The sequence below is a fragment of the Pseudomonas sp. GYB4201 genome (assembly GCF_056312595.1).
In genome coordinates this window covers 17,537-38,580 of the sequence record NZ_JBWGIG010000047.1, presented here as the reverse complement: position 1 = coordinate 38,580, position 21,044 = coordinate 17,537, and the positions used below count along the sequence as shown (strand labels likewise).

The following is a 21,044-nucleotide window of genomic DNA, read 5'->3' as shown; positions in this document are numbered from 1 at the left end:
AGATAAGGGGCAGCAGGTTCAATTGCCGAGCGCCGCGGCGTCGCGCAGGCTCAGGGAACGGGTTTCAGGGGCCATGGCCCAGGCGGCCACAAGGCCCACCAGGGTCACGGCGGCGGCCACATACATGGTGTGGCCGATGCCAATGCCTTGCAGCGACAGGGGCACCAGGTAGGTGCCCACCGCCGCGCCAACCCGCGACAGCGAGGTGCCGATGCCCACGGCAACGGCACGGATTTCCGTGGGGAACAGCTCGTTGGGATACACCAGTTGCAGCACCTGGGCGCCGCCGATGAACAGCGCGTAGGCGCCGAACAGGGCCAGCACCAGCAGCTCGTTGCCGTCGGGGAACAGCCCCAGCAGCAACAGCGCCAGGCCCGACCAGAGGAAGCTGTGGATGAGCATGCTGCGCCGGCCCATGACGTTGATCAGCTTGCTGGCGAAAATGCAGCCGATGACGAACAGCAGGGTGATGGCGATGGAGCCGAACGCCGCCCAGTCGCCCTTCAGGTGCAGGGCTTCCAGCACCTTGGGCGCGAAGGCATACACGGCGAACACCGGGATGATCGAGCACGACCAGAACAGCGTGACGAACACCAGGCGCTTGGCGTAGCCGCTCATCAGCAGCCCCCAGAACGTGGTGCAGGCAAGCTCGGCCTGTTCCGGCAGGTTGGCCAGGCTGAACTGCGGGCCGTACACGCCCTTGATGACCTGTTCGGCCTCGGCGGCGCGGCCCTTGCTCAACAGCCAGCGCGGCGATTCCGGGGTGCCCAGGCGCAGCAGCAACAGGCCCAGGCCGATGGCGGCGGCGCTGGCCAGTACGTAGCGCCAGGCGTCATCACCGCCCAGGTTGATCAGGGTGTTGCCGACGATGTAGGCGAACGCGGCGCCGGCAAACCACAGGATGGTCAGCGCCGCCAGCCGCGGCCCGCGGTACTTGCGCGGCAGGAACTCCACCAGCAGCGCGGTGGCCACCGGGTACTCGATGCCCACGGCCAGGCCAATCACAAAGCGGCACAGGAACAGGGCGGGCGCCGACTCCACCCACAGCTGCGCCAGGGAACAGACAATAAATAACAGCGGGCCAATAAAATAAACTTTCTTGCGGCCCAGGCGATCGGTGAGTACACCCCCGAAGAAGCCGCCAAAGAACACGCCGATTAATGCCGACGCGGCAATCATGCCTTGCCAGAACTCGCTAAGTTGCAACGCCGCGGACATTTGCAACATGGCAATGCCAATAATACTCAGCACATAACCGTCGACAAAAGAACCACCGCCCGAGCGCAGGGTCAGTTTGCGGTGAAAGGCATTGAGCGGAACATCTTCAATGCAACAGTTTGAAGGTTTCATGAGTCTCTCCTCTATCGCCCGGTACTGCATCACCGGGCGTACATTGCGGGAGCTGGCTTGCCAGCGAGTTTTGGCAGTTGTTCGATAGCTCGCTGGTAAACCAGCTCCCACAAGGGGCGTTGTTGTTATTGTGGGTGCAAGAGTGTTGAAACAGGCTCAAGCGTGATCAGCTCTCCTGGCCGGCGCGGTATTGGCCCCAGGCCAGGTTCATGTTCACCCCGGCCGACAGCAGCGGCTGCGGCGGGTTCTGGCTGGGGCCGGGGGCGGCCAGCAGGAAGTCGGTGAGGTGGCTGCGCTCGCCCGCCAGCCAGTCGGCCAGCAGGGTGCCGGTGACCGTGCCGCGGGTCACGCCCAGGCCGTTGCAGCACAGTGCCCCGTAGACGTTGGGCGCCAGTTGGCCAAAGTGCGCCATGTGGTTGCGCGACAGGCTCAGCGAACCGCCCCAGGTGTACTCGAAGCCCACGTCCGGCAGCATCGGGAAGCGCTTGGCGAACGACGCCCGGTGGCGTTTGGCGAACAGCTGCAGGTACTTCTGCCGGCTGGCGCCATCGGGGTTGAAGCTGAAGCTGTTGCGCACCAGCAGGCGGTTGTCCACGGTGCGGCGCAGGGTGGTGCCGAACGGGTCGGCGGGAATCACCCCCCAGTACGGCTTGCCGCCCAGGCGCGCCTGCTCGGCGGCGGTCAACGGCCGGGTCAGGCTGGCGTAGGTGAAGATCGGCAGCATGCGCCCCTTGAGGAAGCCGAAGCTCATGCCGAAGGCGTTGTTGGTCAGCACCAGCTTGTCGGCCAGCAGGCTGCCGCCTGCATGCACCAGGCGCGTCTGGGCGCCGTATTCCACCTGGGTGATGGGCGTGTGTTCGTAGAGGGTGACGTTGCCCGGCAGGCTGTCGGCCAGGCCTTTCACCAGGGCGGCGGGCTGCACCAGGGCGGTGCCGGGGGTGAACAGCGCCTGGCGGTAGAAGCCGGTGCCGATGTGCCCGGGCAGGTCCTGCCCGGCGATCACCTCGTAGGACTGGCCCAGCTTGTCCAGGCCCCGGCGGTAGGCGTCCAGCACGGCGATGCCGCGGTGCTCGATGGCAGCCTGGTATTTGCCGCACTCGCGCAGCTGGCAGTCGATGCCGTGCTCCTTCACCAGCGCCTTGAGAATCGACTGGCCCTGCAGGTTCAGCGCCAGGCTCATCTTCGCCGTGGCGATGTCACCGATGTAGTCGTCGGCGCCGATGTCGTGGGGCAGGTCGATGGCAAAGCCGGCGTTGCGGCCCGAGCTGCCGTAGCCCACCTGTTGGGCCTCCACCAGCACGATCTCTTCGTCGGGGAAGTGCGTGGCCAGTTGCCGCGCCGCGGCCAGCCCGGTGAAGCCTGCGCCGACCACCACCCAGCGCGCCGAGCGGTGCCCGGCATGGGCCGGCCGCGGCGTGCGCGGCGGTGCCAGGTGGAACCAGCCGCAGGTGGAATCGTCCGCTGGAAGATGGGTGACCTTTGCCATTTCAACGCCCCGGTATTGTTATCGGTTGAGCCCGGTGGCTGTTCACACCGGTGTCACACGATTGGGTTACGAATACTTTGTGTATACATCGTGTCGACACACTATAGGGCAGGTTTCATCGGGGTGTCCAGAGGCCCCAATCTGTCCGTTTGAAGGGGCCTGCAACCGTCGCTTTTTCCGCTGGAACCCTTGTGCCACGGGCGTTTGCGGCCATTTCGAGGCGCGCCAGGGGGCTGTGGCGCGCTGCCGCAGGCCGCTTGCACTGTCCTGAAAACGACAGCCTTGTTACCCGTTAACGACCAGGCCTTTTGCTAGCCATGTGCGCAACGCCTTGAACCGCAAGGCTTTGGGCCTGGGAACGAAAAAAATTTCAGGTATTCTCGTCGTATACATCGTGAATACAAGGCGTTGACCGATCCCCAACGCCGTGCCAGTCTGGGCCCCACAAGCCGGCCACCGCTGACGCAAACAGCCCGTGAAGGTCGGTCCCGGTCTAACCGGCCCCAGTGAGTTCAAGTGCAACAACGCACAGGCGTACGGCGCCCGGCTGCGTGAAATTCGAGGAGGCGTTTACAAGTAACGGCCGCATACAACTGTGTGCGGAGCGATGGCGTGTGGCTTTGACAAACTCAACCTGTGTTGTTTATGGCGTACTACGAGGTCGAACATGAAAACAATGTGGAAAGCACTGTGCGCGGCAACCCTGGCAAGTATGGTGATGTTGCCGGTACACGCCGAGGAAAAGACCATCACCATGGGCACTTTATCGTGGGAGGACTTGACGCCTATTACCGGTATTACCAAGAAAGTGTTGGAAGACTCCGGTTATACCGTGAAAGTGGTGGAGTTCTCGGAGTGGGGCATTGCCTACGCCGCCTTGGGCAAAGGTGATATTCAGGTATTGGCGTCGCAAATCGATTACGCCGCCTATGACTACTGGAACAAGAACAAGAGCCGCCTGGAAAAACTCTCACCTGTGTCCCACGGCCTGTACCAGGCCATCGCCGTGCCCAAGTACGTGCCCATCGATTCGCTGGACCAACTCAACGACAACGCCGACAAGCTGGGCGGCAAGATCATCGGCATCGAGCCCGGTTCGGGCCTGATGAGCGACGCCACCAAGGCGGTCAGCGAATACGGCATCAAGCTGCAACTGGTGGAAGGCAGCACCGCCGCCATGACCGCGGCGCTGAAGTCCGCCGTGGACCGCAAGGAACCCATCGCCGTCACCGTGTGGGAGCCGTCGTGGATGGCGCAGAAGTTCGACCTCAAATTCCTCAAGGACCCCAAAGGCGTGTTCCCCCCACCCCAGGGCTACTACTGGGTCGGCCAAAAGGGCTTCTCGGCTGAATACCCCCACGCCCGTGAGCTGATGGCCAGCGTCTTCGTGCCCGTGGCCGACATCACCGCCATCAACGGCGAGGTCAAGGACGGCAAGACCATGGAACAGGCCATCCAGGGCTGGACCGCCAGCCACGGCGAACTGCTCAAGCGCTGGGAAAACGTAAAACAACAATAAGCCTCGACACTGCTGTGCCACTGCCGAACTTGGATTAATTAGAAAAACCAGCGAAAAACTGGTTCGACGGGTTCCGAAATGACAATGTCCAACGCAAACGCCAATGAAGTGCTGATCGATTGCCAGTCCCTGTGGAAAATCTTTGGCCAGAACGCCCCTGCCGCCATGAAGGCGGTGGTGGACAAGGGCCTGAGCAAGACCCAGGTGCTGCAACAGTTCAGCTGTGTGGTCGGGGTCTCCGACGTCAGCCTGCAGGTGCGCCGGGGCGAGATCTTCTGCATCATGGGCCTGTCCGGCAGTGGCAAATCCACGCTGATCCGCTTGTTGAACAAACTGATTACCCCCAGCGCCGGCAAGGTGGTGGTGAAGGGCCAGGACCTGTCCACCCTCAACCCCACCCAGCTGCGCCAGGTGCGCGCCCGCCACATCGGCATGGTGTTCCAGAGCGTGGCGCTGCTGCCCAACCGCACGGTGCTGGAAAACACCGCCTTCAGCCTGGAAGTGCAGGGCGTGGGCAAGGCCGAGCGCTACCAGGTGGCCGAGCGCGCGCTGGCCAAGGTCGGCCTTACCGACTGGGCCCAGCGCTACCCCAATGAACTGTCCGGCGGCATGCAGCAGCGCGTGGGCCTGGCCCGGGCGATCACCGCCGACCCGGAAATCATCCTCATGGACGAGCCTTTCAGCGCCCTCGACCCGCTGATCCGCCGCCAGCTGCAGGACGAGTTCCGCCAGCTGACCAAGGATTTGGGCAAGTCGGCGGTGTTCATCACCCACGACCTCGACGAGGCCATCCGCATCGGCGACCGCATCGCCATCATGAAAGACGGCGTGATCATCCAGGTGGGCACCGCCGAGGACATTGTCCTCAACCCTGCCGATGACTACGTCGCCGAGTTCGTCGCCGGCATTTCGCGCCTGCACCTGGTGAAGGCGCATTCGGTGATGACCCCGGTGGCGGCCTACAGCGCGGCGCACCCGGGCAGCGACCTGTCGCGCCTGAGCAAAACCACGGTCGAGGCCGACATCGACGAGCTGATCGGCCTGATCATGACCTCGGACCGCGACGCCCTGGCCGTCACCGACAAGGGCGCCATCGTCGGCATCATCACCCCGCGCGACCTGCTGCGCGGCGTGCAGGGCCTGCCCAACGACTTCACCCAGGACGTGCCTGAGGCTGCGGTGGAGCGTGCCCAATGAGCCTGCCCAGCGTTGCCTTGCCCGATTTCGCCCAACCCTTCGACGACCGCGTCGACGCCGGCCTGCAATGGCTGTCGGACCACGGCGCCGACTGGTTCGACCTGGCCAACGCCGGGCTCAAGAGCCTGTTCCAGGCCGTGCTGTGGCTGGTGGCCTGGCCGCCGTGCTACGTGATTGCGCTGTTGATCGCGCTGCTGGGCTGGCGTCTGGTGGGCCGGCGCTTTGCGCTCCTGGCCTTCGTTGCGCTGCTGGGCTGCAACCTGATCGGCCTGTGGCCGGAAACCACCAGCACCCTGGCGCTGGTGCTGACCGCCACGGTGCTGGCGCTGGTGGTGGGCATTCCCCTGGGCGTGGCTGCCGGGCTGGCGCCGCGCCTGGACCGGCTGGTGGACCCCTGTCTGGACCTGGTGCAGACTTTGCCGCCGTACATCTACCTGCTGCCGGCCATCGCCCTGCTGGGCTACGGCCCGGCCACGGCGCTGCTGGCCACCTTCATCGTCGCCGTGCCGCCGGTGCTGCGCCTGACCGCCCTGGGCATCCGCATGACGCCGCGCGAGTTCATCGAACTGGGCGACGCCAGCGGCGTCACCGCCACGCAGATGTTCTTCAAGATCCGCCTGCCGTTCGCCCTGCCCAGCATCATGGCCGGCATCAACCAGAGCCTGATGATGGCCTTCGGCATGGTGGTGATCGCCGGCATCGTCGGCTCCGGCGGCCTGGGCGAGTCCATCTACGGCGCGATACGCACCCTGGACATCGCCAAGTCGATCAACGCCGCCATCGCCATCGTCATCCTTACCCTGATTCTCGACCGCCTGGCGCAGAGTTTCGCCCACAGCAAGGCCGGAGGTGGCCAATGAGCATTGCCGATCTGCGTTTCTCCCCCGGCGAGTACCTGGCGCCCGTGGTGGACTGGCTCAACAGCCACCTGCACCCGCTGTTCGTTGTCATCAGCCAGGTAATCGAGGCCACCCTGGGCGCGGTGCAGGGCACGTTGCTGGCGCCGCCGCCGTTGCTGCTGGTGGCCATCGTCGTGGCCCTGGCGCTGTATTTCGCCAACCGCCGGGTGGCGCTGTTCGCCGGGCTGATGCTGCTGTTCTGCCTGATCAGCGGCCTGTGGCTGGCGTCCCTGCAGACCATCGCCCTGGTCTCGGTGGCGGTGCTCATCTCGGTGGCCGTGGCCTTCCCCCTAGGCGTGCTGGCGGCGCGGGTCAAGCGCGTGGACACGCTGATCACGCCGGTGCTGAACATCATGCAGACCGTGCCGCCGTGGGTGTACCTGATTCCCGCCGTGATGCTGTTCAGCCTGGGCCGCGTGCCGGCAATCATCGCCACCATCGTCTACGGCATTCCGCCAATGCTGCGGCTCACCACCCTGGCGTTCAAGCAGCTGCCCAAGGACCTGCTGGAGCTGGGCCAGGCCTCGGGCGCCTCGCCGCGCGACATTCTGTTGAAAATCGAACTGCCCACCGCCGCGCCGACTCTGCTGGTGGGGCTCAACCAGTGCATCCTGTTGTCCCTGGCCATGGTGGTGCTGGCCGGGCTGGTGGGCGCCGGCGGCCTGGGCGCCGAAGTCACGCGCGGCCTGACGCGCATGGAGATGGGCCTGGGCCTGCGCGCCGGCCTGGCCATTGTCGCCGTGGCGCTGTTGCTCGACCGCCTGTCCCGTGGCGCGCTGCAGCGCCACTCACCGCGCCAGCTGGCCTGAGGAGGCGACCATGCGCCACAGCTTTTTCTGTATCGACGCACACACCTGCGGCAACCCCGTGCGCGTGGTGGCCGGCGGCGGGCCGTTGCTGCCGCTGCTGCCCATGGCCGAGCGCCGCGACCTTTTCGTGCGTGACCATGACTGGGTGCGCACCGCGCTGATGTTCGAGCCGCGCGGCCATGACGTGATGTCGGGCGCCATCATTTACCCCAGTGCGCGCGAGGACTGCGACTTCGCCGCGCTGTTCATCGAGGTCAGCGGCTGCCTGCCCATGTGCGGCGCCGGCACCATCGGCCTGGCCACGGTGGTCATCGAAGAAGGCCTGGTTACCCCGCGCGAGCCGGGCCGGCTGGCCATCGAGACCCCGGCCGGGCGGGTGGACGCCGAGTACCAGATGGGCCCCAGCGGGGTCGATTCGATCCGCCTGCGCAACGTGCCCAGCTACCTGCACGCCGCCGACGTGGAAGTGGACGTGCCGGGGGCAGGGCGGCTGGTGGTGGACATTGCCTATGGCGGCAACTTCTACGCGGTGGTGGAGCCGCAGGCCAACTGGCCGGGGCTGGACGGCATGGGCAGCGGCGACATCGTCAGCCTCAGCCGGCGCCTGCGCACGGCCCTGGCCCAGGTGTGCCAGCCGGTGCACCCGCTGCACAGCCACATCCACGGTGTGCACCACGCCATCTTGTGCGACGCCCCGCGCAGCCCCAAGGCCGATGGCCGCTGCGCGGTGTTCTACGGTGACAAGGCCATCGACCGCTCGCCCGGCGGTACTGGCACCTCGGCGCGCATGGCGCAGCTGGTGGGCAAGGGCCGGCTCAAGGCCGGTGACACCTACTGGCACGAGAGCCTGATTGGCACGCTGTTCGAAGGAAGGGTGGAGGCGCTGCTCAAGGTGGGAACCTTTGATGGCATCGCCCCGAGCATTGGAGGCTGGGCAAGGATCACCGGGCACAATACAATTTTCGTCGATGACCGCGACCCCCTGGCCCACGGCTTTCTATTGCTGTAGGCGCCAGCCACGAATAAGAGAACAACGTGATTTCACACCGTACTTCCCCCGTTGCCGCCACCCGCCAGGCAGGCGCCAGCCCCGCAGCCCCGGCGGCGGGCGCGCGGCAGACCCGCGTGGGCTTCGTGCTGCTGGAGCACTTCTCGCTGCCGGCCTTCACCCAGGCCCTGGACACCCTGGTCACCGCCAACCTGCTGCGCCCCGGGCTGTTCGCCAGCACCACCCTGGGCCTGGCGGGCGAGGAGGTGACCAGCGACCTGGGCCTGGTGATTCGCCCCGATGCCTTGCTGGGCGCCGTGACGCCTGCGGACTTCGACCTGCTGGTGGTGTGCGGCGGCCACCGCACCGAGCTCAAGGCCGACCCGGCCCTGAGCGCGTTCATCACCGCGGCCGCCAGCCGCGAGGTGACCCTGGCCGGGCTGTGGAACGGCGCCTGGTTCCTGGGCCGCGCCGGGGTGCTGAACGGCTACCGCTGCGTGGTCCACCCCGAGCACCGGCCGGCCCTGGCGGAAATTGCCAAGGTGTCCCACGTGACCAGCGAAGCCTACGTGCTGGACCGCGACCGGCTCACCGCCTCAAGCCCGGCGGGGGCGTTCCAGATGACCCTGGAGTGGATCAAGGGCCTGCACGACAAGGCGCTGATCGAAGGCATCGAGGACATTCTGGCGTTTGGCGAATCACGCTACCGGCGCCTCAACCCGTCGAAGAACGTCTCGGTGAGCCCGGCGCTGCGCCAGGTCATCGACCTGATGAGCGCCAACCTCGAAGAGCCGCTGGAGTTCGCCCAGCTGGCGGCCTACGCCGGGCGTTCGCGGCGGCACATCGAGCGGTTGTTCAAGGAGCAGCTGGGCACCACGGCCCAGCGTTATTACCTGGAGGTGCGCATCATCGAGGCGCGGCGCCTGTTGCAGCACACCGAGCTGTCGATGGTGGAAGTGCTGGTGGCCTGCGGCTTCGTCTCGCCCAGCCATTTCAGCCGCTGCTACAGCGGCTACTTCGGCTACCGGCCGTCCAAGGAAACCCGGTTCGTCAAATGACGCGGCCTGGCGGCGGATGGCCGCCCCGCCGCTGCTACGGAAACCGCGTTGCCTGCATCGCGATCGGCGGGTTGCGCACGTCCCGTAGCAGCTGCCGAAGGCTGCGTCCGGATTCGCTGCGGTGCGTCGGGTACAGCGCGGCGCCTTGGACGCGGCCTGCGGCCGCTGCTACGGACTGCATCGCGGTCGGCGGATTGCGCACGTCCCGTAGCAGCTGCCGAAGGCTGCGTTCGGATTCGCTGCGGTGCGTCGGGTACAGCGCGGCGCCTTGGACGCGGCCTGTGGCCGCTGCTACGGAAACCGCGTTGCCTGCATCGCGGTCGGCGGGTTGCGCACGTCCCGTAGCAGCTGCCGAAGGCTGCGTCCGGATTCGCTGCGGTGCGTCGGGTACAGCGCGGCGTCTTGGACGCGGCCTGCGGCCGCTGCTACGGAAACCGCGTTGCCTGTATCGCGATCGGCGGGGGGCGCACGTCCCTGTAGCAGCTGCCGAAGGCTGCGTCCCACCCCGCCCAGGTTCTACCCCAGGCCCGCCGCCAACCGCGGCAAACACTCATCACAAGCCACTTCCAACTTCATCGCCAACAAATCATCGGCGCGGGTCCTGCCCAGGTTGATCGCCACCACTGGCCGGCCGCGTTCGGCCACCGCGCGGCACAGGCGGAACGCCGAATAGGCCATCAACGACGAGCCCACCACCAGCAACCCCGGCGCCGCGCTGGCCAGGGCCATGGCCCGCTCGGCCGTGGGCGCCGCCACGTTTTCGCCAAAAAACACCACGTCGGGCTTGAGCCGCTGGCCATGGCAATGGGGGCACACCGGCACCTTGAAGCGCGCCTCGAAGCGCGGGTCCAGCAGGGTGTCGCCGTCCGGCGCCTGGGTGGCATCGACGCCAGCCAGGTACGGGTTTTCGGCCTCCATCACCACCTGCACGTCATCGCGCCGCTGGCGCTGGCCGCAGTCCAGGCACAGCACCCGGTGCAAATTACCGTGCAGCTCCACCACCTCGGTGCTGCCGGCCTGGTCGTGCAGGCCGTCGACGTTCTGGGTGATCAGGCCGCTGATCAACCCGCGCCCCTGCAGCGTCGCCAGCGCCTGGTGGGCGACATTGGCGCGGGCCTGGCGCACCTTCGGCCAGCCGAGCATGGCCCGTGCCCAGTAGCGCTGGCGCAGGGCCGCGCCGCTGAGGAATTCCTGGAACATCATGGGCGCGCGGCCGCGGCGCACGCCCTCGCGGTCACGGTAGTCGGGAATGCCCGAGGGTGTGCTGATGCCTGCACCGGTCAGCACCACGAAGGGCTGGGCGGCCATCAGCGTGCACAGGGTGTCGAAGTCACTCATGGGCAGGCTCCGCAAAAGAAACCAGCATAGCGCTTATGCCGCGCGGTAACGCAAGGCCTCCACCAATGCCGCCAGCGCCGGCGGCGTCTGGCGGTGGCCGGGGTAATACAGGTAGAACCCCGGAAACACCGGGCACCAGGGCTGCAACAGGCGCACCAGGCTACCGCTGGCCAGGTGCGCCTGCACCTGTTCCTCCAGCGCGTAGGCGATGCCCAGGCCAGCCACCGCCGCTTGCACCATCAGTTCGTTGTCGTTGAACACCAACGGGCCGTCTACCTTGACCCGCAAGGGCCGGTCCTTGTGCGCGAACTCCCACTGGTACAGGGCCTGGCTGGTGGCCAGGCGGTAGTTGATGCAGCGGTGCGCCGTCAGCGCCTGGGGCGTCTTTGGCGTGCCATGGGCCGCCAGGTAGGCGGGGGCAGCCACCACCGCGCCGCGCAGGTCGGGGCCGATGCGCACCGCGACCATGTCCTTCTCCACCGACTCGCCAAAGCGGATGCCGGCGTCGAAGCGCTGCTCGACGATGTCGGTGAAACGCTCGTCCACGTTGATTTCCACGCGGATGTCCGGGTATTGGGCCAGGAAGCCGGGCAGGGCGGGGCCCAGGATCGACACGGCCGCCTGGTGCACGGTGGTGATGCGCACACTGCCGGCCGGGGTGTCGCGCAGCTCGCCCAGGGCGCCCAGTTCGGTGGCGATGGCGGCGAACGAAGGGCGTAGGGTTTTCAGCAGCCGCTCACCGGCCTCGGTGGGCGCCACGCTGCGCGTGGTGCGGGTCAGCAGGCGCAGCCCCAGGCGGCTTTCCAGGCCACGAATGGCGTGGCTCAGGGCCGAGGGCGACATACCCAGGCGCCCGGCGGCGCGGGTGAAGCTGTGCTCGTCAGCCACGGCGACGAAGGCCGCCAGGTCGTTCAGTTCATCACGTTTCATTGCTGCATCCTGCTCACAAGGCCATGCCGATTGTCCTGTCTAGTCGCATGATCATTGCACTTTTACCATGGCGGCTCACTGACTGAAAGGACACCACGCAATGAACGGACACGACCCGATCGCCACCACCCGCCTGGGCGCCCACGGCCCGCTGGTGGGCGTGCAGGGCTTGGGCTGCATGGGCATGAGCGAGTTCTATGGCGCCAGCGACCGCGACGAGTCGTTGGCAACGTTGAACCTGGCGCTGGACCGTGGCGTCAGCCTGATCGACACCGCCGACATGTACGGCAGCGGCGACAACGAACGCTTCATTGGCCCGGTCATTCGTGCGCGCCGCGCCGACGTGCTGATCGCCAGCAAGTTCGGCTTCGTGCGCACACCCGGCGAGGGCCTGAATTTCAGCCTCGACAACCGCCCCGAGTACATCCGCCGCGCCATCGACGAAACCTTGCGCCGGCTGAACATCGAGACCCTGGACCTGTACTACATGCACCGCCGCGTCAAGGACGTGCCGCTGGCGGAATCGGTGGGCGCCATGGCCGACCTCGTCACTGCCGGCAAGGTGCGTTACCTGGGCCTGAGCGAGGTGACGGCGCAAGAGTTGCAGGAGGCCCACAGCATTCACCCCATCACCGCGGTGCAAAGCGAATGGTCGTTGTTTGCCCGCGACGTGGAGGCCGAAGTAGTGCCCATGGCCGCGGAGCTGGGCATCGCCTTCGTGCCGTATGCGCCGCTGGGCCGGGGCATGCTGACCGGGGCGGGGCTGACGGGGGCCGAGAGTGATATCCGCGGTTTGCTGCCGCAGTTCGGCGGCGCGGCCGGTGAGCACAACCGCCAGTTGGCGGCGCAGGTCACGGCCTTGGCCGGGCAGTTGGGGGTGACGGCGGCGCAGGTGGCGCTGGCCTGGGTGCACCAGCGGGCGCAGGTGCATGGGCTGACCGTGGTGCCCATTCCAGGCACCCGGCGCCGGGTGCGGTTGCAGGAAAACCTGGCGGCGCTGACCCTGCGCCTGGACGCCCAGGCGCTGGCCAGCCTGGACGCGCTGGCGGCGTCCGTGCAGGGCCAACGCTTGGTGTAACCCCCCCGCAAACCCCGTAGCAGCTGCCGCAGGCTGCGTCTTGCCCCCACAACGCGGGGGCCTTGGACGCGGCCTGCGGCCGCTGCTACGGGAGTCAGCGGCGTGGCTTCTTCACCGTCGGCCGGAACAACAGGCTCAACAAAAACACCACCGTCCTGAAGTCCAGCAACTTCAACGCCGCCCGCGCTTCCTCGGGGCGCACCTTCGCGATCATCGGCATGGCCCCGAAAATCTTGCCCTTGAGCACCAGCTCGTTGCCGCTGCGTTCGATGGTGCTTACGGCCATCAGCTCACTGTTATCGCTGCCAAAAATCTTCATGGTCAGTTCCTCGTCACTCGCTCGAAATCCATGCCCAGGTCATCGAACATCTTGATGGCCGTGCCCCGCCCCGCGCCGAACACACCGCCGCCGGGGTGCATGAACGGCCCCACCAGGTACAGGTTGTCCAGCCCCGGCACGCTCAGGCGGCCCAGGTCGGGCGTGGGGCGGTGGGCGAAGTTCTGGTAGAAGTAGGGCGCCACGCCGTGCACGTCGCCCTTGACCATGGAGTTGGGCGAGCTGCGCTCCAGGTCCAGCGGCGAGCAGACTGTGCGAGCGATGATGTTGTCGGGCGTCAGGTTCTTCACGAACTTGCGGTACGCCTGCAAACTCAGGTCGCCGAACTCTTCCTTGTACTCGTCCCAGCGCGCCGCGCCGCCGTCGGCCAGGTTGTAGGGGGCGAAGGTCATGCCGTGGAACATGCCCTTGCCGGCAGGCACGCGGGTGGGGTCGTTGATGCTTTCGTCGCCGCCGGCCACCAGCCTGCGCCTGGACACACGGCCGCGGCGCAGCTCGTCGAAGTCGTCGAGCATGTCGCCCAGGCGGTCGCTGCTCATCATGGTCAGCATGGTCGCCCGGCCCACGTCGGGGCCGGCGTGGAATTCGGCTTTGTTGTGCAGGTCGTAGTGGCTGACGAACAGGCTGAACGGCGCCAGGCTGGCGCGTTCGGCCCGCTGCACCACGCCGGCGTCCAGGCCCTCGACGAAGCGGCTGATGACGTGGGGGTGCAGGGCGCCAATCACCGCGTCGCGGGCCAGGATGCGCTCGCCATCGCTCAGTTCCACGCCGGCGGCGCGGCCGTCGCTGACGATCACCTTGCGCACCTCGCTGTTGACCCGAATCTCACCGCCGTAGTGTTCGATGCAGCGCGCCAGCGCCTCCGACAGCTTGCCGCTGCCGCCCACCGGCTGCGACACGCCGTGGCTGTGCATGATGCCGACGAAGGCGTACACGCCCATGCCGGTGCCCAGCTCGTCGGGCATCTGCAGGTTCTCGGCGATCACCCGCAGCAGGTGGATCTTGACCTTATCGTGCTCGAACAGGTGGTCGATGATATCCAGGGTGCTGCGCTGCATGGCGTCGAACAGCTCGCGGCCCTCCAGGCTCTGGTCGAGCATGGCGACCATGGCGCCCATGGGCAGCGGCGGCGAGTAGAAGCCGGAGAGGAACATGGGCAACAGGCCCATGGCTTTCAGCGCCAGGCGCCGGTAGGTCTCGGCGTCGCGCGGCGACACGCTGGCAATCGACTCGCAGGCCTTGTCCAGGTCGCGGTAGGTGATCAGCGCGCTGCCGTCTTCGAAGACCGTGGCGTGGGGGATGTCGGAGTAGTTGTATTTCAGCCCGAAGTGCTTGAACAGGCCCAGCTCGTCCTGGGTGATCATGGGGTTGCCCTGGATCATGATGTGCACGCTTGAGTGCTCGTCATGCCAGAAACCGGGCGTGTTAAGCTGGCGCGTCGACACGCCACCGCCCACGTAGTCCTTGCGCTCCAGCACCAGGACCTTCTTGCCGGCCTTGGCCAGGTAGGCCGCGGCTACCAGCCCGTTGTGCCCGCCGCCGATGGCGACGACATCGTAGTGATTCATGTGGACCTTCCGCGTCATTGTTGTTCTTGTCAGTCAGCTCATTGGCTGTGGGGGCGATGATGGGGCAGGCGTGCAGCGCGCGGAAGATCGCACTTTTATGTGGGTGGGTTACCTGAATGTGCGTACCCCCCGGCCAATAACAAGGAATACCCCGTGAACGACGACGCCCAACGCCAGGCCCTGGACCAACTGCGCGCCCGCGTGCAGCACAACGGCAACGACCCCCAGGGCCCCATCCGCGAAACCCTGGCGCGCCTGGGCGACCGCTGGAGCCCGCTGCTGTTGCTGATACTGCGCCACGGCATGCTGCGTTTCACCGAACTGCAGCGCGAGGTCAACGCCATGGCCGACAGCGAACTGTCCCAGCGCATCCTCACCCTGAAACTGCGCGCGCTGGAGCGCGACGGCATGCTGCAGCGCACCGTGATCCCGACCATTCCGCCGCAGGTGGAATACCGGTTGACGCCGCTGGGGATGGAACTGGTGGCGCGGTTGGAAGGGCTGGTGGGGTGGCTGGAACAGCAGGCGCCGACGATCGAGGCGGCGCGGCTGGCGTACGATCAAGCCTGACCCGTGGCAACGGCTACGCTTGTGGTTGGACCATTTTGCGTCGAGGCACCCGATGAAACAGCCATCCGCCGACCACCCCATCACCGTCAGCCCCGTGGGCGGCACGCTGGAGGTGCAGTTCCACGGCACCACCATCGCCCGCACCTCCCGCGCGCTGACGCTCAAGGAGGCGCATTACCCGCCGGTGTATTACCTGCCGCGCGCGGATATCGTCGCCATGCACTTCCAGCGCACGGCGCATTCCAGTTATTGCCCGTACAAGGGCCAGGCCAGTTATTTCAGCCTGGTGGCGGGCGATCAGGTCAGCGAAAACGCGGTGTGGAGCTATGAAAAACCCTACCCGGCGGTGGCCGGTATCGAGGGCTACGTGGCGTTCTACCCCGACCGCGTAACATTCACCACAACCCCGTAGCAGCTGCCGCCAGGCTGCGTCCAGCGGTGTACCAGGAAAGGAGGGGGCGCCGGTGACGCGGCCTGCGGCCGCTGCTACGGGGGTAATGGTCAGGATTTGGCGGCTATGCCGTGGGCTTTTGTAGGACGCTTCTGAAATAATACCCCGCGCGGATTCTGCGCTTGTTCCGGTTCCAGGGCTGCCATTACCCTCCGTTCGCCGCTGCCATTGCAGTGGTCGGGTTTTAGCAGACCTGGAGGAAATCAACGAACAAGCGCCGGTTCACGGCCAGCTGACGCATCTTGTGTGTCCGATGGCCCGCCACTATGGCGGCTGTGTGCGGGGCATCTTCGGATGCGCCGGGTTCGTTGGTTTCCTCGGTCTGCTAACCCGCGTACAGCCGCCACCCACCGTTTAGCAGCGGCGGGTGTGGGCAACCACATGGAAGCCAAAGATGGACAATTTGACACCCGATACCCCACGCACCACCCACAACCACCCCTTCGGCATCCGCGACAGCGACGACCAGCCGCTGTTCTGCATTCCCGAAGGCGCCCGGGCCGAAGACGCCCTGGCCCACGCCTCGCTGCTGCTCAAGGGCGCCTACGAAACCACCTACGAACTCACCGACATCGGCCTTGGCCATTCCGGCCTGCTGTGGTCGGTGCTGCACCTGGTGGAAAGCGCCAAGGCGCTGGTGGACGCGGTGGTGGCCCAGCCGCACCCCACGGCTCACACCTGACCGTAGCCGCTGCCGCCAGGCTGCGCTGGCCCTGCGCCTCGCTGGCAATCTTCAGGGTTCACACCGGCCAGCGCAGCCTTCGGCAGCGGCTACGCGCCAGGCGCATGGAACCTGTACGACCCGCCCCACCCCCCCCCCCCCCCCCCACCCACCACGGACGGCGTAGGAGCCGGCCTTGGCCGCGATACAGGCGACGCCGAGCCCTGGCCATTAACCGCGCTTGGGCAACTTCCAGCTCGGCCGAATGAAGTGGCAGGTATACCCGTTCGGAATCCGCTCCAGGTAATCCTGATGCTCCGGCTCGGCCTCCCAGAACGGCCCCGCCGGCTCGATCTCGGTCACCACGCGCCCCGGCCACAACCCTGAAGCGTTCACATCGGCCTCGGTGTCCTCGGCAATGTCACGCTGCTGCTCGTTGAGGTAATAGATCGCCGAACGGTAGCTGGGCCCGCGGTCATTGCCCTGGCGGTTGGGGGTGGTGGGGTCGTGGATCTGGAAGAAGAATTCGAGAATCTGCCGGTAGCTGATGCGCGCCGGGTCGAAGACGATCTCGATGGCTTCGGCGTGGTCGCCGTGGTTGCGGTACGTGGCATTGGGCACGTCGCCGCCGGTGTAGCCCACGCGCGTGGCGAGCACGCCGGGGTAGCGGCGCAGCAGGTCCTGCATGCCCCAGAAGCAGCCGCCGGCGAGAATCGCGGTTTCGGTTTGGGTGGTCATCTACGGTTTCCCTTGGAAAGTAGGTGGTCGCAAGACATGAGTGTACGCCCGCCAGCAGTCAGAGTGATACGACAGCGCAGGGTGCAGGCAGCCTGTATATCCCATTGACATATCCCGTGTGGCGCGTATAGTGGGATATACATACGCCATATCCCGGGAGGTCAGTCATGGATCAAGGTGCGGTTTTCCAGAGTAATCGAAGCCAAGCCATTCGGTTGCCAAAGGCGGTTGCCCTGCCGGACGACGTGAAGCGAGTTGATGTGGTGGCGGTTGGCCGCGCTCGAATCATCACCCCAGCGGGTGAGTCGTGGGACAGTTGGTTCGACGGGGAGGGCGTGACGGATGATTTCATGGCCGAGCGCGACCAGCCTGGCCAGCAGGAGCGGGAAAGTTTCTGATGCTGAAATTCATGCTCGATACCAATATCTGCATTTTCACGTTGAAAAATCGCCCCGCGCATATGCGTGAAACCTTCAAGCGTCACAGCGGCCAGATGTGCATTAGCACCGTGGTGCTGACGGAGTTGATTTACGGGGCGGAAAGGTCAGCGCACCCAGAGCGCAATCTGGCCGACGTGGAAAGCTTTGCAGCGAGGCTGGAAGTCATCAATTACGACCAGCCTGCCGCCGCCCATTCCGGCCAACTACGTGCCGAACTCGCCAACGCAGGTACCCCCATCGGCCCGTATGACCTATTGATCGCGGGCCATGCCCGGTCGCAGGGGCTCATTCTTGTTACCAATAATCGGCGCGAGTTTGATCGCGTCCCCGGGTTACGGGTTGAAGACTGGGTAAACATCGTTGCTACCGGTGGCGCTACGCCAGGTTCGCCGCCGTCTCGATAACCAGATTACGCAACCACGCCAAGCCCGGGTCATGCTGCTGGTACTTGTTCCACTGCAGACTGATGGTCATCTGCGGCGCCGCCCACGGCGTAGGCAGGATGCGCAGCGGCAGGTACTGCGCCCAGCGCTGGGCCAGGCGCTTGTGCATGGTGGCGATGCGTGGGGTGCCGATCAGGTAGGGCGGCACGCTGTTGAAGGTGTGGGTGGTGACTTCCACCTTGCGCTCGAAGCCGAAGCTGCGCAAAAACCAGTCGTCCACCGTGGGCGCGCGGTGTTCGGTGCCGAAGCGCACCAGCACGTGGCCGTTGTGCTTGTAGTCGTCGAAGGTCAGCGCCTGCGGGCCATGGTCGCGGCACACCACGCAGACGAATTCGTCGCTGAACAGCGCCGTCGAAGGGTGTTGTTCGAGGATGTGGGTGTCGGGCAGCAGCAGGAAGTCCACGTGCCCGCGTTCAATCTCCAGCGACGCATCGTCGGTGGGCGAGAACAGCTCGATGGCGCACTGCGGGGCGATGGCATTCAAGCGCCGGCTGACCTCGGGCATCAGCACCATGCCCACGTAGTCGGAGGCCATCAGGGTGAACGTGCGGCTCGACAGGTGCGGCTGGAACTGGCTGCGGTTTTCCAGGGTGGCGCGCATCTGTATCAGCAGGTCGCGCACCGGCTGCGCCAGGGTTTCGCCCATGGGCGTGCGCACCATCTTGCGGCCTATCTGCACCAGCAGGTCGTCGTCGAAATAGCTGCGCAGGCGCGCCAGGGCGGCGCTGGTGGCAGGCTGGCTGAGGTGCAGGCGCTCGCCGGCACGGGTGATGTTCTGCTCGGCCAGCAGCACGTCCAGCACCACCAGCAGGTTCAAGTCCAAACCATGGAAACGCATGGTCGTTGCTCCGTTTTTCTTATGGTTGTGGGCACAGGCATTTGTTGCCGTTATACCTGCGCCGGGGTTATTCGTCGAGCCCATGGCAGGCATGCCCAAGCCGAATTTCCGCAGGCGCGAAGGGCTTCTTATAGTGATTGGCCTCACTGGCAATCATAAGGAAACCGCATGCGCCTCTTGGGAAAAACCGCCATTGTCACCGGAATCGGCAGCGGCATCGGCCAGTGCTGCGCGCTGATGTTCGCCCGCCAGGGCGCGCGCGTCGTGGGCGCCGAGCTGGACCCGGCCGCCGCCCGCCACACCGTGGCTCTGGCCGCAGCCGAGGGGCTGCACATCGACAGCCTCGACCCCTGCGACCTCACCGACCCGGCCCAGGCCGCCGCCCTGGTGGAGTTCGCCTGCGGCCTGCACGCAGGCTTCGACATTGTGGTGAACGCTGCGGCCTTCGGCGCCTTCGCCTGGATCGAAGACATGGACTACCAGCAGCACTGGCGCAGGACCCTCACCGGCGAGCTGGACCTGGTGTTCCTGCTGTGCCAGGCCGCCTGGCCGGTGCTGAAGGCCCGCGGCGGCGGTTCGATCATCAACTTCGCCTCGGCCAACGCCTGGATGAGCCTCAAGGGCTCGCCGGCCCTGGCCCATTGCGCGGGGAAGGGCGGGGTGCTGGCCATGACCCGGCAGCTGGCGATGGAAGGCGGGCCCCACGGGATTCGCGCCAACAGCATTTCACCGGGGTTGATCGAGACCAGTGCCACCCGCGCGCATTTGGCGGCAGACCCGGGGTTTCGCCAGGCGGCGCTGGACCATCAGTTGCTGCCACAGCGTATCGGCCGGCCGGAAGACATCGGTTGGGCGGCGGTGTATCTGGCCAGCGATGAATCCGCCTGGGTGACGGCGACAGATCTGCGCATAGACGCCGGCGCGACGGCCTGTTGAAAAACCCTCACACCGCGATGCAGGCACCCGCGATCAAGCATCCACCCCACAAATGCCTCGCATCCAAACAAACAATTTCCGGCATACCCGCCCGCTGTTTAAGGTAGCCCCAACGCTGCACACAATAAGAACAAGCCGGAGATACCCCCATGTCGCTTCCCCCGAATACCCCCCACACCTGACCCCCTTTCGCTGTTTGCACAGGCATGCGCCGGGCCTCCCCGTGCGTGGCCGTCCAGAAGAATCGTTGCAAGAGGAACGCTTGATGAGCGACATCGCAAAAGTGCTGATCGTAGGCGCAGGCATTGGTGGGCTGGGCGCCGCCATTGCCCTGCGCAACGCCGGGGTGGAGGTCGATATCGTCGAGATCAGCCCCCAGGCCAAGGTCTACCACGTGGGCATCGTGGTACAGGCCAACTGCATCCGGGCCATGGCCCAGCTGGGCATCGCCGACGCCGCCGTGGCCGCCGGTTTCCCCTACAAGGGCCTGCGCATCTGCAACCAGCAGGGCCAGGTGAAGGCTGAGCTCAGCGGCGCGCAATTGGCCGGCAAGCAGTACCCGGCCAACCTCGGCCTGACCCGCCCGGCGTTGCACCAGGTGCTGCTGGACGCGGTGGCCGCCAGCGGCGCCACCTTGCGCCTGGGCCTGACCTTCAGCGACATCGAACAAAGCGCGGACAAGGTGGCGGTGCGCTTCACCGACGGCAGCAGCGGCGAGTACGACCTGCTGGTGGGCGCCGACGGCGTGTATTCGAAAGTACGCACCACGGTGTTCGGCGAGCAGTACACACCGCGCTTCACCGGCCAGGGCGTGTGGCGCTACAACCTGCCGCGGCCCAAGGACTTGTTGTGGTCGCACATGTTCGAAGGCAAGCCGGGCGGCAAGGCCGGCTACACGCCGCTGACCGAAGACAGCCTGTACGTGCTGTCGGTGTTCGAGGAACCGGGCAACCCGTTCTTCGCCCCTGACACCCTGGCCGCCGAATTCCGCAAGCGCCTGGAAGGCTACGGCGGCCTGGTGCCCGAGCTGCGCGAGCAGATCACCGACGACAGCCAGGTGGTGTACCGCCCCCTGGAAGCGCTGCTGATGCCCGCGCCTTGGTACCGCGGCCGGGTGCTGCTGATTGGCGACGCCGCCCACGCCACCACCCCGCACATGGGCCAGGGCGCGGCGCAGGCGGTGGAAGACGCGGTGGTGCTGGGCGAGCTGTGTGGCCTGCCGCGGCTGAGCCTTACCGAGGTGCTGGAGCGCTTCATGGCGCGGCGTTTCGAGCGCTGCAAGTTCATCAACGAAGGCTCGGTGCAGATCGGCGAATGGGAACAACGGCCCAGCGCCGACGCCGACTTCACTGGCCTGATGGCGCAGATGATCAACGTCGTTGCCCAACCTATCTGACCAAGGTGCCCAGC

Annotated in this window: 22 protein-coding genes; 14 read left to right on the top strand and 8 right to left on the bottom strand. The window is 66.1% G+C overall.

Features of this window, described 5'->3' with window-relative positions; all coding sequences use genetic code 11:
* Positions 1 to 18 precede the first annotated feature (18 nt).
* Positions 19 to 1,350, bottom strand: coding sequence for an MFS transporter (locus AC0Z2B_RS28825; RefSeq protein WP_476301210.1), 1,332 nt, complete (start codon positions 1,348 to 1,350; stop codon positions 19 to 21).
* A gap of 166 nt (positions 1,351 to 1,516) precedes the next feature.
* Positions 1,517 to 2,836, bottom strand: coding sequence for an NAD(P)/FAD-dependent oxidoreductase (locus AC0Z2B_RS28820; RefSeq protein WP_476301208.1), 1,320 nt, complete (start codon positions 2,834 to 2,836; stop codon positions 1,517 to 1,519).
* Between the two features lie 667 nt (positions 2,837 to 3,503).
* Here AC0Z2B_RS28820 and AC0Z2B_RS28815 point away from each other — a divergent pair.
* The 6 genes from AC0Z2B_RS28815 to AC0Z2B_RS28790 all read left to right on the top strand — a co-directional run bounded on the left by AC0Z2B_RS28815 (position 3,504) and on the right by AC0Z2B_RS28790 (position 9,306).
* Positions 3,504 to 4,355, top strand: a complete 852-nt coding sequence (locus tag AC0Z2B_RS28815; RefSeq protein WP_476301207.1) for a glycine betaine ABC transporter substrate-binding protein — start codon at positions 3,504 to 3,506, stop codon at positions 4,353 to 4,355.
* A 78-nt stretch (positions 4,356 to 4,433) separates the two neighbouring features.
* A complete protein-coding gene (locus AC0Z2B_RS28810; RefSeq protein ID WP_476301205.1) occupies positions 4,434 to 5,552 on the top strand; it encodes a quaternary amine ABC transporter ATP-binding protein in 1,119 nt (372 codons plus the stop codon).
* The gene (locus AC0Z2B_RS28805) at positions 5,549 to 6,412 is read left to right on the top strand and encodes an ABC transporter permease (RefSeq protein WP_476301203.1); all 864 of its coding nucleotides are present in this window, start codon (positions 5,549 to 5,551) and stop codon (positions 6,410 to 6,412) included. Before AC0Z2B_RS28810 ends, AC0Z2B_RS28805 begins: the two co-directional genes overlap by 4 nt.
* Complete coding sequence (locus AC0Z2B_RS28800; RefSeq protein ID WP_476301201.1) at positions 6,409 to 7,260, top strand: ABC transporter permease; 852 nt, start codon at positions 6,409 to 6,411, stop codon at positions 7,258 to 7,260. The genes AC0Z2B_RS28805 and AC0Z2B_RS28800 overlap by 4 nt, the downstream gene beginning before the upstream one ends.
* A 10-nt stretch (positions 7,261 to 7,270) precedes the next feature.
* A complete protein-coding gene (locus AC0Z2B_RS28795) occupies positions 7,271 to 8,269 on the top strand; it encodes a 4-hydroxyproline epimerase (protein WP_476301199.1) in 999 nt (332 codons plus the stop codon).
* A 116-nt stretch (positions 8,270 to 8,385) separates the two neighbouring features.
* Positions 8,386 to 9,306: a GlxA family transcriptional regulator gene (locus AC0Z2B_RS28790; protein ID WP_476301223.1), complete on the top strand. Its 921-nt coding sequence runs from the start codon at positions 8,386 to 8,388 to the stop codon at positions 9,304 to 9,306.
* Between the two features lie 516 nt (positions 9,307 to 9,822).
* Here the strand turns inward: AC0Z2B_RS28790 and AC0Z2B_RS28785 are convergent.
* Both AC0Z2B_RS28785 and AC0Z2B_RS28780 read right to left on the bottom strand, forming a co-directional pair.
* The gene (locus tag AC0Z2B_RS28785) at positions 9,823 to 10,644 is read right to left on the bottom strand and encodes an NAD-dependent protein deacetylase (RefSeq protein ID WP_476301197.1); all 822 of its coding nucleotides are present in this window, start codon (positions 10,642 to 10,644) and stop codon (positions 9,823 to 9,825) included.
* Between the two features lie 33 nt (positions 10,645 to 10,677).
* Entirely contained in the window at positions 10,678 to 11,574 is an 897-nt protein-coding gene (locus AC0Z2B_RS28780; RefSeq protein ID WP_476301195.1) for a LysR family transcriptional regulator, read from the bottom strand.
* Positions 11,575 to 11,674: 100 nt separating this feature from the next.
* On the opposite strand from AC0Z2B_RS28780, the gene AC0Z2B_RS28775 reads away from it, so the two are divergent.
* Positions 11,675 to 12,652 carry an aldo/keto reductase gene (locus AC0Z2B_RS28775; protein WP_476301193.1) on the top strand — a complete coding sequence of 326 codons (978 nt, stop codon included), beginning with the start codon at positions 11,675 to 11,677 and terminating at the stop codon, positions 12,650 to 12,652.
* A 94-nt stretch (positions 12,653 to 12,746) separates the two neighbouring features.
* On the opposite strand, the gene AC0Z2B_RS28770 is transcribed toward AC0Z2B_RS28775, so the two are convergent.
* Both AC0Z2B_RS28770 and AC0Z2B_RS28765 read right to left on the bottom strand, forming a co-directional pair.
* On the bottom strand, positions 12,747 to 12,971 hold the full coding sequence (locus AC0Z2B_RS28770) for a hypothetical protein (RefSeq protein WP_476301191.1): 225 nt from the start codon (positions 12,969 to 12,971) through the stop codon (positions 12,747 to 12,749).
* Between the two features lie 2 nt (positions 12,972 to 12,973).
* Complete coding sequence (locus AC0Z2B_RS28765) at positions 12,974 to 14,575, bottom strand: phytoene desaturase family protein (protein ID WP_476301189.1); 1,602 nt, start codon at positions 14,573 to 14,575, stop codon at positions 12,974 to 12,976.
* A 135-nt stretch (positions 14,576 to 14,710) separates the two neighbouring features.
* Here AC0Z2B_RS28765 and AC0Z2B_RS28760 point away from each other — a divergent pair, with 135 nt between their 5' ends.
* From AC0Z2B_RS28760 to AC0Z2B_RS28750, 3 genes are all read left to right on the top strand, one after another.
* Positions 14,711 to 15,127 (top strand): winged helix-turn-helix transcriptional regulator, encoded by a 417-nt coding sequence (locus AC0Z2B_RS28760; RefSeq protein WP_476301186.1) that lies wholly within the window; start codon positions 14,711 to 14,713, stop codon positions 15,125 to 15,127.
* A gap of 52 nt (positions 15,128 to 15,179) precedes the next feature.
* Positions 15,180 to 15,539, top strand: coding sequence for a DUF427 domain-containing protein (locus tag AC0Z2B_RS28755; RefSeq protein ID WP_476301184.1), 360 nt, complete (start codon positions 15,180 to 15,182; stop codon positions 15,537 to 15,539).
* Positions 15,540 to 15,972: 433 nt separating this feature from the next.
* On the top strand, positions 15,973 to 16,260 hold the full coding sequence (locus AC0Z2B_RS28750) for a DUF3077 domain-containing protein (RefSeq protein ID WP_473006267.1): 288 nt from the start codon (positions 15,973 to 15,975) through the stop codon (positions 16,258 to 16,260).
* A gap of 210 nt (positions 16,261 to 16,470) precedes the next feature.
* Here AC0Z2B_RS28750 and msrA read toward each other — a convergent pair whose 3' ends face one another.
* Positions 16,471 to 16,977: a peptide-methionine (S)-S-oxide reductase MsrA gene (gene msrA / locus AC0Z2B_RS28745; RefSeq protein WP_416423721.1), complete on the bottom strand. Its 507-nt coding sequence runs from the start codon at positions 16,975 to 16,977 to the stop codon at positions 16,471 to 16,473.
* A 167-nt stretch (positions 16,978 to 17,144) separates the two neighbouring features.
* Here msrA and vapB point away from each other — a divergent pair, with 167 nt between their 5' ends.
* Positions 17,145 to 17,375, top strand: a complete 231-nt coding sequence (gene vapB / locus AC0Z2B_RS28740) for a type II toxin-antitoxin system VapB family antitoxin (RefSeq protein WP_476301182.1) — start codon at positions 17,145 to 17,147, stop codon at positions 17,373 to 17,375.
* Entirely contained in the window at positions 17,375 to 17,821 is a 447-nt protein-coding gene (gene vapC, locus AC0Z2B_RS28735) for a type II toxin-antitoxin system tRNA(fMet)-specific endonuclease VapC (protein ID WP_476301180.1), read from the top strand. Before vapB ends, vapC begins: the two co-directional genes overlap by 1 nt.
* Here the strand turns inward: vapC and AC0Z2B_RS28730 are convergent.
* Entirely contained in the window at positions 17,793 to 18,698 is a 906-nt protein-coding gene (locus tag AC0Z2B_RS28730; RefSeq protein ID WP_476301178.1) for a LysR family transcriptional regulator, read from the bottom strand. The genes vapC and AC0Z2B_RS28730 overlap by 29 nt on opposite strands.
* Before the next feature lie 168 nt (positions 18,699 to 18,866).
* Here AC0Z2B_RS28730 and AC0Z2B_RS28725 point away from each other — a divergent pair, with 168 nt between their 5' ends.
* Both AC0Z2B_RS28725 and AC0Z2B_RS28720 read left to right on the top strand, forming a co-directional pair.
* A complete protein-coding gene (locus AC0Z2B_RS28725) occupies positions 18,867 to 19,634 on the top strand; it encodes an SDR family NAD(P)-dependent oxidoreductase (protein ID WP_476301177.1) in 768 nt (255 codons plus the stop codon).
* Positions 19,635 to 19,899: 265 nt separating this feature from the next.
* Positions 19,900 to 21,030 carry an FAD-dependent oxidoreductase gene (locus AC0Z2B_RS28720; protein ID WP_476301175.1) on the top strand — a complete coding sequence of 377 codons (1,131 nt, stop codon included), beginning with the start codon at positions 19,900 to 19,902 and terminating at the stop codon, positions 21,028 to 21,030.
* Positions 21,031 to 21,044 lie beyond the last annotated feature (14 nt).

What these genes read in the sequence shown, in the direction of transcription:
- AC0Z2B_RS28825 (WP_476301210.1), bottom strand. Translation starts at nt 1,350, where the DNA reads ATGAAACCTTCAAACTGTTGCATTGAAGATGTTCCGCTCAATGCCTTT.
- AC0Z2B_RS28780 (WP_476301195.1), bottom strand. Translation starts at nt 11,574, where the DNA reads ATGAAACGTGATGAACTGAACGACCTGGCGGCCTTCGTCGCCGTGGCT.
- AC0Z2B_RS28785 (WP_476301197.1), bottom strand. Translation starts at nt 10,644, where the DNA reads ATGAGTGACTTCGACACCCTGTGCACGCTGATGGCCGCCCAGCCCTTC.
- AC0Z2B_RS28765 (WP_476301189.1), bottom strand. Translation starts at nt 14,575, where the DNA reads ATGACGCGGAAGGTCCACATGAATCACTACGATGTCGTCGCCATCGGC.
- vapB (WP_476301182.1), top strand. Translation starts at nt 17,145, where the DNA reads ATGGATCAAGGTGCGGTTTTCCAGAGTAATCGAAGCCAAGCCATTCGG.
- AC0Z2B_RS28810 (WP_476301205.1), top strand. Translation starts at nt 4,434, where the DNA reads ATGACAATGTCCAACGCAAACGCCAATGAAGTGCTGATCGATTGCCAG.
- AC0Z2B_RS28755 (WP_476301184.1), top strand. Translation starts at nt 15,180, where the DNA reads ATGAAACAGCCATCCGCCGACCACCCCATCACCGTCAGCCCCGTGGGC.
- AC0Z2B_RS28720 (WP_476301175.1), top strand. Translation starts at nt 19,900, where the DNA reads ATGAGCGACATCGCAAAAGTGCTGATCGTAGGCGCAGGCATTGGTGGG.
- msrA (WP_416423721.1), bottom strand. Translation starts at nt 16,977, where the DNA reads ATGACCACCCAAACCGAAACCGCGATTCTCGCCGGCGGCTGCTTCTGG.
- AC0Z2B_RS28795 (WP_476301199.1), top strand. Translation starts at nt 7,271, where the DNA reads ATGCGCCACAGCTTTTTCTGTATCGACGCACACACCTGCGGCAACCCC.
- AC0Z2B_RS28730 (WP_476301178.1), bottom strand. Translation starts at nt 18,698, where the DNA reads ATGCGTTTCCATGGTTTGGACTTGAACCTGCTGGTGGTGCTGGACGTG.
- vapC (WP_476301180.1), top strand. Translation starts at nt 17,375, where the DNA reads ATGCTGAAATTCATGCTCGATACCAATATCTGCATTTTCACGTTGAAA.
- AC0Z2B_RS28725 (WP_476301177.1), top strand. Translation starts at nt 18,867, where the DNA reads ATGCGCCTCTTGGGAAAAACCGCCATTGTCACCGGAATCGGCAGCGGC.
- AC0Z2B_RS28775 (WP_476301193.1), top strand. Translation starts at nt 11,675, where the DNA reads ATGAACGGACACGACCCGATCGCCACCACCCGCCTGGGCGCCCACGGC.
- AC0Z2B_RS28805 (WP_476301203.1), top strand. Translation starts at nt 5,549, where the DNA reads ATGAGCCTGCCCAGCGTTGCCTTGCCCGATTTCGCCCAACCCTTCGAC.
- AC0Z2B_RS28750 (WP_473006267.1), top strand. Translation starts at nt 15,973, where the DNA reads ATGGACAATTTGACACCCGATACCCCACGCACCACCCACAACCACCCC.
- AC0Z2B_RS28820 (WP_476301208.1), bottom strand. Translation starts at nt 2,836, where the DNA reads ATGGCAAAGGTCACCCATCTTCCAGCGGACGATTCCACCTGCGGCTGG.
- AC0Z2B_RS28770 (WP_476301191.1), bottom strand. Translation starts at nt 12,971, where the DNA reads ATGAAGATTTTTGGCAGCGATAACAGTGAGCTGATGGCCGTAAGCACC.
- AC0Z2B_RS28815 (WP_476301207.1), top strand. Translation starts at nt 3,504, where the DNA reads ATGAAAACAATGTGGAAAGCACTGTGCGCGGCAACCCTGGCAAGTATG.
- AC0Z2B_RS28800 (WP_476301201.1), top strand. Translation starts at nt 6,409, where the DNA reads ATGAGCATTGCCGATCTGCGTTTCTCCCCCGGCGAGTACCTGGCGCCC.